Source organism: Hymenobacter edaphi (genome assembly GCF_003258365.1).
Taxonomy (GTDB): domain Bacteria; phylum Bacteroidota; class Bacteroidia; order Cytophagales; family Hymenobacteraceae; genus Solirubrum; species Solirubrum edaphi.
Genome location: NZ_QHKM01000002.1, coordinates 296,699 through 311,159, shown reverse-complemented (window position 1 = coordinate 311,159; position 14,461 = coordinate 296,699). Strand labels below are relative to the sequence as shown.

12 protein-coding genes are annotated in these 14,461 nt (G+C 64.6%); 3 read left to right on the top strand and 9 right to left on the bottom strand.

Annotated features, from left to right (window positions below; all coding sequences use genetic code 11):
* Positions 1-74: 74 nt before the first annotated feature.
* The 6 genes from DLM85_RS08950 to DLM85_RS08925 form a co-directional block, all read right to left on the bottom strand.
* Positions 75-509 (bottom strand): hypothetical protein, encoded by a 435-nt coding sequence (locus DLM85_RS08950; RefSeq protein WP_111477768.1) that lies wholly within the window; start codon positions 507-509, stop codon positions 75-77.
* A gap of 232 nt (positions 510-741) precedes the next feature.
* Positions 742-1,122 carry a hypothetical protein gene (locus tag DLM85_RS08945; protein WP_111477767.1) on the bottom strand — a complete coding sequence of 127 codons (381 nt, stop codon included), beginning with the start codon at positions 1,120-1,122 and terminating at the stop codon, positions 742-744.
* A gap of 397 nt (positions 1,123-1,519) precedes the next feature.
* Positions 1,520-2,230, bottom strand: coding sequence for a Crp/Fnr family transcriptional regulator (locus DLM85_RS08940; RefSeq protein WP_111477766.1), 711 nt, complete (start codon positions 2,228-2,230; stop codon positions 1,520-1,522).
* A gap of 426 nt (positions 2,231-2,656) precedes the next feature.
* Positions 2,657-4,321 (bottom strand): 2-oxoglutarate dehydrogenase complex dihydrolipoyllysine-residue succinyltransferase, encoded by a 1,665-nt coding sequence (gene odhB, locus DLM85_RS08935; RefSeq protein ID WP_111477765.1) that lies wholly within the window; start codon positions 4,319-4,321, stop codon positions 2,657-2,659.
* A 162-nt stretch (positions 4,322-4,483) separates the two neighbouring features.
* The gene (locus DLM85_RS08930; protein WP_111477764.1) at positions 4,484-7,336 is read right to left on the bottom strand and encodes a 2-oxoglutarate dehydrogenase E1 component; all 2,853 of its coding nucleotides are present in this window, start codon (positions 7,334-7,336) and stop codon (positions 4,484-4,486) included.
* Positions 7,337-7,567: 231 nt separating this feature from the next.
* Positions 7,568-8,755: an SMP-30/gluconolactonase/LRE family protein gene (locus DLM85_RS08925; RefSeq protein ID WP_111477763.1), complete on the bottom strand. Its 1,188-nt coding sequence runs from the start codon at positions 8,753-8,755 to the stop codon at positions 7,568-7,570.
* Between the two features lie 381 nt (positions 8,756-9,136).
* Between DLM85_RS08925 and DLM85_RS25040 the strand changes: the two genes are divergently transcribed.
* Positions 9,137-9,667, top strand: a complete 531-nt coding sequence (locus tag DLM85_RS25040; RefSeq protein WP_133256980.1) for an RlpA-like double-psi beta-barrel domain-containing protein — start codon at positions 9,137-9,139, stop codon at positions 9,665-9,667.
* Positions 9,668-9,878: 211 nt separating this feature from the next.
* On the opposite strand, the gene DLM85_RS08915 is transcribed toward DLM85_RS25040, so the two are convergent.
* Together DLM85_RS08915 and DLM85_RS08910 are read right to left on the bottom strand one after the other, a co-directional pair.
* Positions 9,879-10,889, bottom strand: a complete 1,011-nt coding sequence (locus DLM85_RS08915; RefSeq protein ID WP_111477761.1) for a hypothetical protein — start codon at positions 10,887-10,889, stop codon at positions 9,879-9,881.
* A gap of 92 nt (positions 10,890-10,981) precedes the next feature.
* Complete coding sequence (locus DLM85_RS08910; RefSeq protein WP_111477760.1) at positions 10,982-11,383, bottom strand: hypothetical protein; 402 nt, start codon at positions 11,381-11,383, stop codon at positions 10,982-10,984.
* Between the two features lie 141 nt (positions 11,384-11,524).
* Between DLM85_RS08910 and DLM85_RS08905 the strand changes: the two genes are divergently transcribed.
* Positions 11,525-13,564 carry a WG repeat-containing protein gene (locus tag DLM85_RS08905; RefSeq protein WP_111477759.1) on the top strand — a complete coding sequence of 680 codons (2,040 nt, stop codon included), beginning with the start codon at positions 11,525-11,527 and terminating at the stop codon, positions 13,562-13,564.
* Positions 13,565-13,587: 23 nt separating this feature from the next.
* Here DLM85_RS08905 and DLM85_RS08900 read toward each other — a convergent pair whose 3' ends face one another.
* Positions 13,588-13,989: a DUF6799 domain-containing protein gene (locus tag DLM85_RS08900; protein WP_111477758.1), complete on the bottom strand. Its 402-nt coding sequence runs from the start codon at positions 13,987-13,989 to the stop codon at positions 13,588-13,590.
* Between the two features lie 160 nt (positions 13,990-14,149).
* On the opposite strand from DLM85_RS08900, the gene DLM85_RS08895 reads away from it, so the two are divergent.
* Positions 14,150-14,440, top strand: coding sequence for a hypothetical protein (locus tag DLM85_RS08895; RefSeq protein WP_111477757.1), 291 nt, complete (start codon positions 14,150-14,152; stop codon positions 14,438-14,440).
* Positions 14,441-14,461: the final 21 nt, after the last annotated feature.

Below are 14,461 nucleotides of genomic sequence, written 5' to 3'. Positions count from 1 at the left end.
AAATTGGAATGGAGAAAGGGTAGAATACAGTATCTGACTGCGGCGTCCACCCGCTCCACCCACCGCCGGGCGGCTCAGGCTTCGCAGGTGCGCAGCACGTCGCGGGCAATGCCCAGGTTGGTGTCGCGGCAGTCCACGGCCACGTAGAGCACGCGCCGGCCATCGGCCAGCACGCGCAGCAGGTGCAGCTGGGTGCGCAGCGTAATGAGAATGTCCTCCAGCGCCTCGTCGGGCTGGCCCAGGGCGGCCAGGGCCAGCCGCTGCTGCCGCACCACTTCGGCGTTGAAGCCGGCCACCTTGCCGGGGTTCAGCTCGCGGGCGGTGGTGTAGCTGGCCAGCAGCTGCCCGCCCTCGATGCGCACCACCGCGGCGGCCAGCACTTCGGGCAAGCCGCCCAGCACGCGGTGCAGCACGCTTTCGGCGGCACTGCGCGCGGCGCTGGCGGGGCCGGCGCCTACCACCTGGTGCAGCGGCGGGCCGGTTAGCTTCTGGAGAAAGGGAATGTTCATGCAGCCTCGCGTTCGGCCCCGGGCGGGGCGGTCATTCGGGCCACCGGCACACCGGGCAAGCGCTACCGGGTAGCCCGCCGCGGCTGAGGAGCATCAGCCACCGCGGGCTACCCGAGCGTCGCCGCCGGTAGTGCGGCAGTTATGTGAGCTGGAAGTAGTCAGGAGGGGTATTCGGAGCGCGCCACGATGCGCGGTCGGCCCTGCGCAGGCACCGGCCGCCGCACCGGTGGTATTAGTTGAGGGCCGAGGAGTGGCTGCGCAGCACTTCGCGGGCAATGGCCAGGTTGGTGTCGCGCTGGTTCACCACCAGGTAGATGAACTTGTTGCCCGTGTTGTTCAGCTTGATCAGGTGCAGCTGGTTCGAGAGCGTGATGAGGATGTCCTCGATGGTTTCGCCGGTCAGCTTCAGGGCCGACATGGCCTTCTGCTTCTGCTTCACCACTTCCGTGTTGTAGGCAGCGGCGGTGTCGGGGTTGATGTTGGGCGAGTTGGTGTGCGAGGCCAGCGACATGCCCGAGGTTACGTCCACCACGGCAATAGCCATCAGGGTGGGCAGCTCGTCGATGACGTTCTGGACGATTTTGCCGGCGGGGTTGTTTACTGAGTAAGCCATGGGGAGAGAACTGTTTATGTGAGGGTTTGTAAAGTCAACTTTTGCAAATCCAATTTTTTTCAAGCTTTAAGACTGGGTGGTAACCGGGTAAGCTGCTTGCGGCGCTGGCTGCGCTCCTTTGCCGCAAGCGAGCTTTACACCCGGCGTGAACCACCTATCAATCAGCCGATTTGCTTTTACAAAACTCCTGCAAACAGCCACCTAAAAAAATGACCGCCGTCAATTTAGTTTTTGATTCTCATCAATAACAGCTCAGCCCCGAATCCAAAATAATCCTACTTACGTAGTTGTCGGGTTTGCCCAAACGCCAACGGGCGCCCCGTTTCCGGAGCGCCCGTTGGCCTTGATCCTCAAGTGCATTCAGCGGCGGCGAATCAGCTCCATCCGTCGACGACGCTTAATCGTACTGCGTCGAAATCTGCGTCAGCGTGGCGGCGTTCAGAATGGTGATTTTGCTGCCCTTGGTGGCAATCAGACCTTCCTCCTTGAACTCCGACACCAGTCGGCTGGCCGTTTCGGTAGCCGTGCCGATGAGCGAGGCCAGATCCTCGCGCGAGATGGGAATGGCGCAGTTGCCGGAGTCGAGGCAGAAGGTGCGGTGCAGCAGCAGCAGGGCCCCGGCCAGCCGCTCGCGCACGGGCTTGTAGGTCATGTGCAGCATGCGCGTTTCGGTTTCGTTGAGCGAGTCGGTGAGGTGGCGCAGCAGGGCGCGGGTAAACTGCGTGTTCTGCTCCATCAAACTCAGTACGTCGGTGCGGGGCACCATGCACACCACGCAGTCTTCCAGGGCCACGGCCGAGCAGGCGTAGGGCGCGTCGCTCATCAGGGCGCGGAAGCCCATGGTGTCGCCCTCGCGGGTGAAGCGCATGATCTGGGCTTTGCCGTCGCCGCCGGTCTTGGTCATCTTCACCTTGCCCTCGAAGATGCAGTAGAGGCTATTGAGCCGGCTGCCTTCGCGGAAAATCACCTGCCCTTTCTGGTAGGTCTGAAAGGTTTTGGTGGTCGACACTAAGTTCAGCTCGGCCAGCTGGCAGCAGCCCAGCAAGGACTGCTGCCGGCGCGGGCAATCCTGGCAGTTGGTGGGCGCGAGGGAGGGTACTTGTTTCATCAATAGGTGGCATCATCAGCCGTAACCCGGGGCAAGCTGGTTGCTCCCGGCTACCGACTTCTAATAAGGGTGGGTAGGTGGCAGTCAGCGCTCCGCCTCACTGGGTAAAAATGCTTGCTGACGCCCGGCGGTATACAATTTTGCGGCCGGGCCCTGGCACCCGTGCCAACTCTTCGCACCGGCAATCAATACTACTCTGACAGTCTGGCCTTTAACCGGATTATAACCCGCAAAAAAACCCGCAACTATGTTCCTGCTTTCGCCCGACGCCTGCTGCCCATTCCCATAACGGTGCAAATACGGATTCAGCCGTTCCCAAAACCGGACAACTTGAGACGCCAGCGGACTTACCCTGGCCCCCACAAAATGCAACCGGCCCCGTTCTCGCTGGAGAACGGGGCCGGTTATCGTATCGTACTGCCGCGCTTACACGCCCAGCAGCAGGCGCATCGGGTCTTCGAGCAGCTCCTTCACGCGCACCAGGAACGACACCGACTCGCGGCCGTCGATGATGCGGTGGTCGTAGCTCAGCGCCAGGTACATCATCGGGCGGATGACCACCTGCCCGTTTTCGGCGATGGGGCGCTGCACGATGTTGTGCATGCCCAGGATGGCCGACTGCGGGGCGTTGATGATCGGGGTGCTCATCATCGAGCCGAACACGCCGCCGTTGGTGATGGTGAACGTGCCGCCGGTCATCTGCTCAATGGTGAGCTTGTTGTCGCGGGCCAGGCCGGCGAGGCGGGCAATTTCCTTCTCGATGCCGTCGAAGCTGAGCTGCTCGGCGTTGCGAATCACCGGCACCACCAGCCCTTTCGGGGCCGATACGGCGATGCTCACGTCGCAGAAGTCGTTGTAGACGATGTCGGTGCCGTCGATCTGGGCATTCACGGCCGGCCACTCCTGCAGGGCCACGCACACGGCCTTGGTGAAGAACGACATGAAGCCCAGGCCCACGCCCTTCTTCTCCTTGAACTTGTCCTTGAACTTGTTGCGCAGGTCCATGATGGGCTGCATGTTCACCTCGTTGAAGGTGGTGAGCATGGCCGTTTCGTTTTTCACCGACACCAGGCGGCGGGCCACCGTCTTGCGCAGGTTCGACATCCGCTCCCGGCGCTGGTTGCGGCTGCCACCGGCGGCCGGAGCCTCTTGAGCGGCCGGCGCAGCCGCGGGCTTAGCGGCCGGAGCAGCTGGCGCGGCGGCCGGTTGCGGCTGAGCCTTCAGCGCGTCTTCCTTGGTGATGCGCCCGTCGCGGCCCGTGCCCTGCACGCCGCCCGCGTTGATGCCTTTCTCGTCGAGAATCTTGCCGGCAGCCGGCGAAGGCACGCCCGAAGCGTAGGTAGTCGAGCTGCTGGTGGCCGCCTGGGCAGCCGGAGCGGCCGCCGCAGCCTGGGCCGGAGCCGCCGCGGGGACAGCCGCCGGAGCACCGGCACCCGCGCCTTCGATGCGGGCAATAACGGCGCCGATGCCGATGGTTTCGCCTTCTTTAGCTACGTGGCGCAGGATACCGGCGGCTTCGGAGGGCAGCTCAAACGTGGCCTTGTCCGATTCCAGCTCGGCAATAACCTCGTCCTGGGCCACCTGGGCGCCGTCGGGCTTCAGCCACTTGGCTACCGTCACCTCGGTGATGGACTCGCCCACGGCCGGAATCTTCATTTCCTTGGTTTCGCCGCTGCCACCGGCAGCCGGAGCGGCGGCCGGTGCCGCCGGGGTGCCCGAAGCCGCGCCGCCGGCGGGCGTGCCGCCGTAGCCGGCCTGGTCGCTGGCCTTAGGGTTCTCCTCGCCCTGGCTGACGGGGTCGGCCTTAGGAGCTTCGGCTTTCGGGGCCTCAGCTGCGGGAGCCGCAGCCGCCGCGCCGTCGCCGCCGATTTCGGCAATGACGGTACCGATGCCGATGGTTTCGCCCTCGGCCACGCGGATTTTCAGCGTGCCGTCGCCCTCGGCGGGCAGCTCAAACGTGGCCTTGTCCGATTCCAGCTCGGCAATGACTTCGTCGCGCTTTACGGCCTCGCCGTCTTTCTTGAGCCACTTGGCGATGGTGACTTCGGTGATGGATTCGCCGACGGCGGGTATTTTGATTTCCAGAGCCATGTACTAGCTGGTGGGAATGATGTCGATGGTGGGAATTTAGAAAGCGGAATGTAGCGCGAACCGAAGGTCGACGTAGTCAACTTTTAGTTCGCGTAGCCCTGAACGACTGACGGTTGAGCGGTTATCGTTCTGGATTACGCGAACTGAAAGTTCGCGCTACTGCTAATCCTGCTTTTTGGCTACTTCGGCCGTGGCTTTGATGTTCTTATCGGCCACGGCAGACGTCGGCAGCTCGAAGGCGCGGGCCACAATCTGTTTCTGCTCCTGCACGTGCACCTTGTTGTAGCCGGTGGCGGGCGAAGCGGAGGGCTTGCGGGCTACCACATCGGCCAGCTCGCGGCGCAGGTAGCGGAGCATGAAGTTCCAGTAGCCCATGTTTTCGGGCTCTTCCTGCACCCAGATCAGCTCGGCTTTCGGGTACTTCTTCAACTCCTCGGCCAGTTGGGTCTGCGGGAAGGGGTGCAGCTGCTCCAGGCGCACGATGGCCACGTCCTTGCGCTCCGACTTGGTTTGCTCTTCGAGCAGATCGAAGTATACCTTGCCCGAGCACAGCAGCACGCGCTTCACCTTCTTGGCGTCGGCGTAGGTGTCGCCGAGCACTTCGCGGAAGTTGCCCGAGGTGAATTCCTCCACCGGCGACACGCACAGCGGGTGGCGCAGCAGGGACTTCGGCGACATCACCACGCAGGGCTTGCGGAACGACCACACCAGCTGCCGGCGCAGCAAATGGAAGAAGTTGGCCGGCGTGGTGATGTTGGCCACCACCATGTTGTTTTCGGCCGCCAGCTGCAGGAACCGCTCGGGGCGGGCGTTGGAGTGCTCCGGGCCCTGGCCTTCGTAGCCGTGGGGCAGCTGCATCACCAGGCCGTTCATGCGCTGCCACTTGCTTTCCGAAGAGGCAATGAACTGGTCAATCATCGTCTGGGCGCCGTTGGCGAAGTCGCCGAACTGCGCTTCCCAGATAACCAGCGCCGTGGGGTTGGCCATGGCGTAGCCGAACTCGAAGCCGAGCACCGCATACTCGCTCAGCAGCGAGTTGTAGATGGCCAGCTGCTCCGGCTGCTTCTCCTCGATGTGGTTCAGCGGGGTGTATGGGGCCGAGGTAACGGCGTCGTGGAGCACGGCGTGGCGGTGCGAGAAGGTGCCGCGCTGCACGTCCTGCCCGCTCACGCGCACGATGTGGTTTTCGAGCAGCAAGGAGCCGTAGGCCAGCTGTTCGCCGGCGGCCCAGTTGAGCACCCGCGTCTCGAAGAACATCTTGTTGCGCTCCTTCAGCAGGTTTTCGATCTGCTTGATGGGCTTGAAGCCTTCCGGAATGCTGGTCAGGGCCTTGGCCACTTTCTGCACCACTTCCTCGCTGATACCCGTCTCGGGCGACTTCGTGAAGTCCTCGTTGGTGGAGCGACGCAGGCTGCGCCACTCGTTTTCCAGCGGCTGGTACTTATAAGGCAGCGGCTGCTGCTTCACCAGGTCGAGGCGGGCCTGCAGCAGGTCGCGGAACTCGCGGTCCATCTGGTTGGCCAGCTCCTTGTCCACGTCGCCGCGCTGCACCAGCGTCGCGTTGTACACCTCGCGCGGGTTCTGGTGCTTCGAGATGATGTTGTAGAGCGCCGGCTGGGTGAATTTCGGCTCGTCCGACTCGTTGTGGCCGTGGCGGCGGTAGCACACCATATCAATGAAGATATCGGCGTGGAACTGCTGGCGGTACTCGGTGGCCAGCTGCACCGCAAACACGACGGCCTCGGGGTCGTCGCCGTTCACGTGAACCACCGGCGCGTCGATGATTTTGGCCAGATCGGTCGAGTAAATCGACGAGCGGGCGTCCTCAAAATCGGTGGTGAAGCCCACCTGGTTGTTGATGACGAAGTGCAGGGTGCCACCGGTCTTGTAGCCTTCCAGCTGCGACATCTGCGTCACCTCGTACCCAATGCCCTGCCCGGCCACGGCGGCGTCGCCGTGAATCAGGATGGGCATGATTTTCTTGAAGTCGCCGGCGTACTGGTGGTCCAGCTTGGCGCGCACGAAGCCTTCCACCACCGGGTTCACCGCCTCCAGGTGGGAGGGGTTCGGGGCCAGCTTCAGGTTCACTTTCTTGCCACCGGCCGCGTCCACTTCCGACGAGTAGCCCATGTGGTACTTCACGTCGCCGTCGCCCATGGTCAGGTCCGGTACGGCCGTCCCCTCGAATTCCGAGAAGATCTGCTCGTAGGTCTTGCCCATGATGTTGGCCAGCACGTTCAGGCGGCCGCGGTGGGCCATGCCGATCATGACTTCCTCCACGCCCAGCTCGGCGCCCTTCTGAATGATGGCGTCCAGCGCGGGAATGGTCGTCTCGCCGCCTTCCAGCGAGAAGCGCTTCTGGCCCAAAAACTTCGTGTGCAGGAAGTTCTCGAAGACCACCGCCTCGTTGAGCTTGCTTAGGATGCGCTTTTTGTACTCCACACCGGGGTTGAAGCTCAGCGAGTCTTTCTCCACCTTGGTGCGGAACCAGTCGAGCACCTGCGGGTCGCGGATGTACATGTACTCGAACCCGATGGTCCGGGTGTAAATCTTCTGCAGCGCGTCGATGATGTCGCGCAGCTTGGCGTTGCCACCGAGGCCCAGCAGCTCACCGTTCTTGAAGCTCGTGTCCAGGTCGGCGTCGCTTAGGCCGAAGTCGGCCAGGCTCAAGCGGGCCTGCCGGTCTTTCCGCTCGCGCACCGGGTTGGTGCGGGCCACCAGGTGGCCGCGGCTGCGGTAAGCATGGATGAGGTTACGCACGGCCGTTTCCTTGTCGGCCGATACCGAATCCGACGAGCTGATGGCCGTCGTGCCCAGCGTAGAGGCCGATTTGGTCAGTACGCCGGTGCCGGTGGCTTGCTCGGCGCCGTCTTCGGGGTAGGTCTGCGAGAAGTCGAAGCCCTCAAAAAACTTGCGCCAGCCGAAGTCTACCGATTCCGGATCGGCCTTGTAGGCCTGGTACAGCTGGTCGATGTAGTCGCCATGCGCGTTGGCGATATAGGAGTATGCGTCCATGTAAACGGCTATGGTGGGAAAGCAAATGTAAGGCCTATTCAGCCAAGCACAAATCTACATTCGCATACACGAATAGATCTGTCTTTCAACACATAATACAACACCCCAACAATGCCGATTGTTAGCCAAACCGCTTTAAGGCAGCAGTAATCTGCAAGAAAAGAATTTTAGCTAACGCAACGGCCCGCCCAAAGTTGAGCGGGCCGTTGGCAGTACCGGGTTGGAGTATGCCTATTTGGGCAGCTGCATCTTGAACAGGCGGTAGGGCTGGTTCTGCTTACCCACCCCCTTGTTCCAGGTCGGCGTCTTGTGAATAGCCGAAGCCGTGACGTAGAGCGTGTTATCGGGCGTCAGGAAGTAGGTGTCGGGCCACTGCAGGCGCGGGTCCTTGGCCAGTGTCTCGATCTTGCCGTCGGGCGTGCGGCGCACTACCGCGTTCTGCTCGATGGCCGTGATATAGACGTTGTTGTTGGCGTCGATTTCCAGCCCGTCGCAGGCCGGTGTCTTGCCCAGGTTTTCCACCTGCGCGCCCAGTTGCGCTTCGCTGAGCGCGACATTGCGCAGGGCGGCCGTCGGGATGCGGTAGAGGGTGTAGCCCGTCACGGCGTGGTAGTAGAGGTGCTTGTTGTCGCGGCTGAGGGCAATACCGTCGGAGTGCAGCTTGGCGGGCTTGCCCATGGGGTCGAGCATGGGGTTGCCCTCCACGTTCAGGCGGATGTCCTCAGCCTTCACCGACGGGTGACTGGTCAGTACCCGCCGCGCCTTCTGCGTTTTCAAATCGACCACCACGAGGCCGCCCTGGCTGGATTCGGTGATATAGGCGTAGTTGTTGTCCAAGTCAATGCGCACGTCGTTCAGATAGGACTTGCGCGGGGCCACCGACTGGTCGAACCGAATGGTTTGCACCACTTGATTGGTCTTGGGGTCAATTTTGACCAGCTTGGGGCCGCCGGGCACGGTGTACTTCAGGCCGGGCGCGGCGGGGTCCAGCACCCAGAGCATGCCGCTGCGGTCGACGGTGGCGGCCTGCGGGCTGATCCAATGCTTTTCGGGCTCAGTGCGCACCGAGTCGTTCCAGGTGCACCACTTGGCGTCGGGATAGGGCTGCACGGAGTTGTCGGGGCCGAGGATGGCAATGGGCGCCACGGGATTGTAGTCCCAGCGCGGGGAGACTAGCAGCACCCGCTGATCGGGCAGCACGGCTACGCCCACGAACTGCGGTTCGCGCAGCTCCCCAACTAGTTGCAGCGGCGAATCGGCCGGGGCTTCGGGGGCGGCCGCGGCGGCAGCGGTGGAGTCGGCCGGCGCGTTTGGGTTAGATGTCGTACCTTTGTCGCCCCCGGAGCTGCAGCCGGCCAGCGCGGCGGTGAATAGCAGGGGCGCCAGTGAAACCCGGCTGAAGGCAGCGAAGCATTGCATAAGCAAGCGGTGTTTGGTTCTGGTAGAAAGTAGCTTGGCCGCGGCCCGGTCGGGCCAGCAGCGCCCATTACTACGGACGTTTTAGTGCCACGTTGGACGAAGGTTTGCGCCCTTCTGCCTGCTCGGATAGCTCGTCACTAACCTTTCGGTTGACCGGCCGTTTAACGACTTCTTTTTGCTCGCTGGCTGCGCCAAAACGGCTTTTATATAATTTATACCATAAAAACTATTGCTTAAAAACAGTAATTAGCTACCTTAACCAACTCTGACCCCGGTAAGTCAGGTCCATTCGGGCCTCCTTCATTCATATGATTCCCGACCGCGTGACGGCCGGACCTTAACCGCCCCAGGTGAAAGAGGGCGTGCACGAACCCAAACGTCATGTCTATAGCGCTGTTTCTGCTGTACCTGTTCCTGCCCACCCCCACTCCTTCCGTTCCCCGGCACTTGCCCACCGCGCACCTGGCGCCGCGTGTGGCCGCAGTGAAGCCCGCGCCAGCCCCCCAGGCGGTAGCTTATCATCCACCCAAAAAGCTACCGACTTACCACGTAACGGCCACCGTTTATATGGCCGTAGCCGGGCAAACCGATGACGAACCGTTCGTCACGGCCGACAACTCCCGCATTTCGCCCCATCAAACCCACAAAAGCCGCTGGGCCGCCCTTTCGCGCGACCTGCTGAAACACTGGGGCGGCCCCTTCAATTACGGCGACTCGGTGCGTATAAGCGGCATTTCGCCGCAGCTCGACGGCGTATACATTATCCACGATACCATGGCCCGGCGCCACAAGCACTGCTTCGACGTGCTCGTGGGAGCTAAAGAAGCGCACTTGTCCGATATGTGGCACAACGTGCGCCTGACGCCGGTACCCGCCCGCCCCGCTCCCCAGCCGGAGTGGCAGGCCGGTTAAGCAGCCTAGCTTTTCTTTCTTCGCTGACCAGCCAGCCGCTACGCAGCCGCTGCCCGTTGGCGCGTGACCTTTCGCTACCTCTGGTAGCGGAAAGTACCACCTTGCCGCAAGCTCATAGTCCGTTTTTTACGAGCTAACCGCAACAAAACAGGGCCTTCTTCCGCGCATCGTTCGCGGAGGAAGGCCCTTGTTGGTTTTGGCATTAATTTGCCTATAGCGGGAAGGTAGTCAGCGTACGGGGCTGGCCGTCGGCGTCGTAGAGGTAGCTGAGCGGCTCGCGCGGGTTCTGCAGGATGTCGCGCAAGCTGATCTGCCAGGGCAGCCACAGCTCTTCCAGCGTCTGGGCGTAGGCCATGTTGTCCCAGGGGCTGAAGACCGAGCCGGTCACGTCGTCGAGAAAGGTATCCATCACCAGCACCGTGTCGCCGGGCTTGACGGGGCGCGGGAAGAACTCGGGAATGGCGCTGAGCAGGTAGGCCCCGTAGTACACGCGGGCCTTGAATTCAGCTAGTTGCACCGGGTGCAGGGGGCGGCTGAGGGCGTCGTCGTACACGCGCTGCATCACGTGGCGCAGCATGTCGTTGTCGAGCAGGCAGCCGATGACCACCACTCGGCCCAGCCGGACGCTGAACACCATGGTAGCCAGGTCGTCTTCGTAGGCGAAGGCGGGCTCGTCGGGGCCGAGGTCGACGTCGAGAATGAACAGGGAGCCGGGCACGAAGTCGTCGTAGTGCATGGGCACGCGCAGGGCCTGCAGCACCTGGAAAAACGAGCGGAAGCGGCTGAACAGCGTGCGGTTTTCGGCCAGCGGGTAGCGCGGCTTGATCAGCGGCTCCTGCTCCCGGGCCAGCTCGTTGACGAAGATGCCGTAGAACATCTTGCCCAGCCACAAAAACAGCGTCTGCTCGTCCAGCTCCCGCAGGCCGGCGGGGTCTTCGGCAGTAGCAGCCTCGACGCGGGCTTCCAGCGCGTCGACGTGCGCGTGGTGGCAGCGCGGGCAGCACGGAATCGTCAGCTCCCGAAAGGTGCTGGTGCTCTGGTCGAGCAGGCGGATTTCCTTGTCGGCCAGCTGGTAGCGCTGGGTAAGCCAAGGGGCAAACACCGGCACGTTGTCGCGGGCCGGGTCGACGGGGGTGCCGCACAGAAAGCAGGCCGGGGCCACCAGCTGCATGCGGGCGAAGGGGTCGTAGAGCGTGAGGTCGGGCGAGGAAAGAGCTGCCATAAGGTGCAAAAATACGCTGCCCGCCGCAGCCAAACAGTACGTTCGGTGCGGCGGGCAGCGTATAACCGGCGGCGGGGCCGCGGGGTTTGGGCTTAGCGCGAAAGCGAAGAGCCGAGCTTGATGAGCAGCTTGCCGAGCTGGGCCAGCGGCGGGCCGTAGCCGGCCGAGGCTTCGTCGGCCACTTTGCCGGTTTCGGCGCCCAACGTGGCCAGGGTTTCGGCCACGGCGTGCGGGTCGGCGTCATTGCTGGTCAGCTGCTCGCGCAGGCTCTGCAGCTCCCGGATGATTTTGGCCAGGCCAGGCTTTTCGCTGGCGCGCAGCACCTCGGCCCACCGGTCAATTTCGGTCAGCCCGTACTGATTGGCCTGGGTGGGCGCCCCGTCGCTGAGCAGGGCCAGCGTGTCGTCGATGAGGGCCGAGTGCTGACCGTCAGTTACTTCCAGCGGAACCTGAAAATCGGGCGTGTGGGCGGGAGTGGGCGTTAGCGAATCCATGAGGCGAGGTTGTGAAAAGTCAGGCGAACAAGCGCGGGAGCTGCTTGCGTATACTTGGCCTGATTCCAAAAAGTTGAGGGCGGCGGCCCCGGCCCGTACCACGGTGGTGCGCGGCGGAGCCATCCACTCGCTTTGCTGCCCATGCTGCACGTTTTTCAGCCCACTGCTTTTTCCGACCCGGCCCGGCAGCACCTCTTCGAAGCCGTCCGCGAGGCGCTGCGCAGCGGCCTGCCCGCCGATGCCCCGGCGCTGCTGGCCGGCCCGCTGCCGCTGCCCGATGGCCGCGTGGCCGATGCCGTGCTGGTGCGCCCGCACAGCCTCACCCTGCTGCTGCTGCACCCCGGCGCGGGCGGCGAGCTGCGCATTTCCTCGTTCACCGCGCAGCCCTGGACGCTGGCCGGCACGCCCGTTGTGCTGCCCGACCGAGCCCTCAACCCTTACCAGTCCTTCGCGCAGCTAAGCCCGGACGTGCTGGCCTTCCTGGAACCCATGCTCCCGCCGGAGGCGGTAAACCCGCGCTTCGTGACGGGCCTGTGGCTGACCAACGGTCCGCTGCGCTTCGGGCCCGACGTGGAAGCCAGCATGGCCGCCGCGCCCGAGGCCCGGCAGCTGCAGCTGCTGCCCGAGCTGGCCCGCCTGCCCCGCCGCCTGGCCCAGCTGGCCACGCCCGAAATCGAGCTGACCGCGGCCGACATTCAGCATCTGGCCACGGTCCTGCCCGACGTGCTGGCCGGCCCGGCGCCCGCACTTTCGGGCGCCGATGACGAAACGTCGGCCACGCTGGGCTCGGTGGTGCACAACACCGCCCGGCAGCTCTGGCGCTGGCTCGGAGCCGAAGACGTGGACGAGCTGCCGCCCGACACCTACGCCCTGGCCGCCCGCAGCGAAGACCAGAAGCACGCGCTGGAAGAGCAGCAGGCCGCCCTGCAGCGCCAGCTGAACGAGCAGCTGCAGGCCATCGAAGCCCGGGAAGCGGCCCGTGAGCAAAGCATGGCCCAGCTGCGCGCCGAGCTAACCCAGGCCCAGCAGCAGGCCGCCCCCAACGCGGCCGAGCTGCAAGCCCGTCTGGCCGCCGAAAGCCGGGCCCAGGCCGCCGAAGACGCCCGCCTGCAGACCGCCCAGGCCGAGTGGCAGCGCCGCAACCAGGACCTCGACGCGAAAATCAACGCGCTGGAACAGCTGATTCAGCGGCTCCAGGCCCCCGCAGCCGCCCCGGCAGCCAGTCCGAGCGCTCCACCGCCGAATCCGGCCCGCGCTGCGGAACCCGAACCGACGACCAGACCCGCCGCGGCGGCCACGGTGGCGGCAGCCGCGGCTTCGCCGCCGGCAAACCCACGGCCGGCTCCTGCGCCGGCCGCAGCGGTACCGCCCGTCGGCCCCCCTCCTACTCGCCCGGCGACTGAGCCGGCGCTGGGGGAACGGCTGCGTGGCGGGCTGCACTGGGTGCGTAGCGTGGCGCGGCCCTTGCTCGGGCCGGTGCGGCGGCACCTGCCCGCCTCCGACCACTGGCTGTGGCTGGCGCTGGGCGGCGGGCTGGGGCTGGGCCTGATGCTGTGGCTGGGCACGCAGGTGTTTAAGGGGCCACCGCCCGAGCCGTACCAGGCCGACGGGCGCTGGGGCTTCGCGCGGCGCGGCGAGCCGGTGGTGCCGGCGCAGTACGCCTCGGTGCAGCCGTTTCAGGACGAGCGGGCGGTGGTGGAGCGCGACGGCGCCTTCGGGGCCGTGACGGCCGACGGGCAGGAGGTGGTGCCCCCGGCTTACGATGCCATGAACAGCTACGCCGACGGCTACGCCCGCGTGCGCATCGGCGACCTGTACACCTTCGTCGACGCGGACGGGCGCGAGTTCAGCCACTATTTCTATAATGCCTACGACTTTGCCGAGGGCTACGCGCCGGTGCTCGACCAGCGCGGCTGGTTTTACATCAGCGGCCCCGATGCCGGCGTGCCCGCGCATCCGCGGGTGTTTCAGGAAGCCTACCCCTTTCGCGACGGGCTGGCCCGCGTGCGCACCGGCGGCGCCTACACCTTTATCAGCCCCGGCCAGCTGGCCGACACGACGCAGGCCGCCACGTTCGGCCGCTACGAGCAGGCCACGGATTTCGCCGACGGCCGGGCCCGGGTGCAGCAGAACGGCCGCCGCTTCGTCATCGACGGCGAGGGGGAAGAAATAGCCGAATAGCGCGGCAGGGTCCGGGGCTGGGGTCAGTCGTCGTGCTTGCGCCCGTGTTTTTTGCCGAGCTGCTTCCACCACTTCTTGAGCTGGCCCGGCGGCACCCGGCGCGCCGGCGCGTAGGCCGCGTGCCCCACCGGGCGGGCGGCCACCGGGGCTGCCAGCGCCCAGCGGCCGTCGGGCTGCTGCCGGCTCCCGACGGGGTTGCCGCGCAGGTCGCAGCCCTGGCCCTCGGCCAGCTGGCGGCGGCCACCGTCGGCGCCGAGCACGAAGCCCTCCGGGGTGACAGTGCGGCCGTTGGGCAGGTGAATTTCGCGGGTGAGCGGGCGCAGCTGGCCGTGCCGCACGAGGTACGTGGTGCCGTTGCGGCGCAGAAAGCCGTCGTCGGCCTGGGCCCGGGCGCTGCCGATGCTTAGGCTGAGCAGCAGGAACATCAACGGGCAGGAAAAAAGGGCGCGCATTGAGCAGAGGAAAGTGGCCGGTGGCGGAACCGGGGTTGTACGCAGTGCGCGGCGGCGCCGTTGGCGGCTTGGGTTACCTTCTGCCGGGCGGCGGCATTAAGCACCATCCAATCCACCAAAACAACCTACAACCATGAAAATGACCTTCAAGACCCTGCTGGCCGTAGCCGCTTTCGCCGCCTTTGCTACCACTTCGTGCAGCGAAAAAACCCAGGACAACGCCGAAGCTACCGCTGAAAGCGCTACCAACGATGCCGCTGCCAACGTAGACGCCGCCGGCAACGCCGTGGAAGGTGCTGCTGACAACGCCGCTGCCGAAATCAAGGAAGGCGCCAACGACGTGGCTACCCCCGAGAAAGGCGACACGGCCGTGGTGAAAAACCAGCCCGCCAACGGCGTGGTGGAAGAGACGCCGAAGCAGTAGCCTGCCGCGCATCAGCTCCCA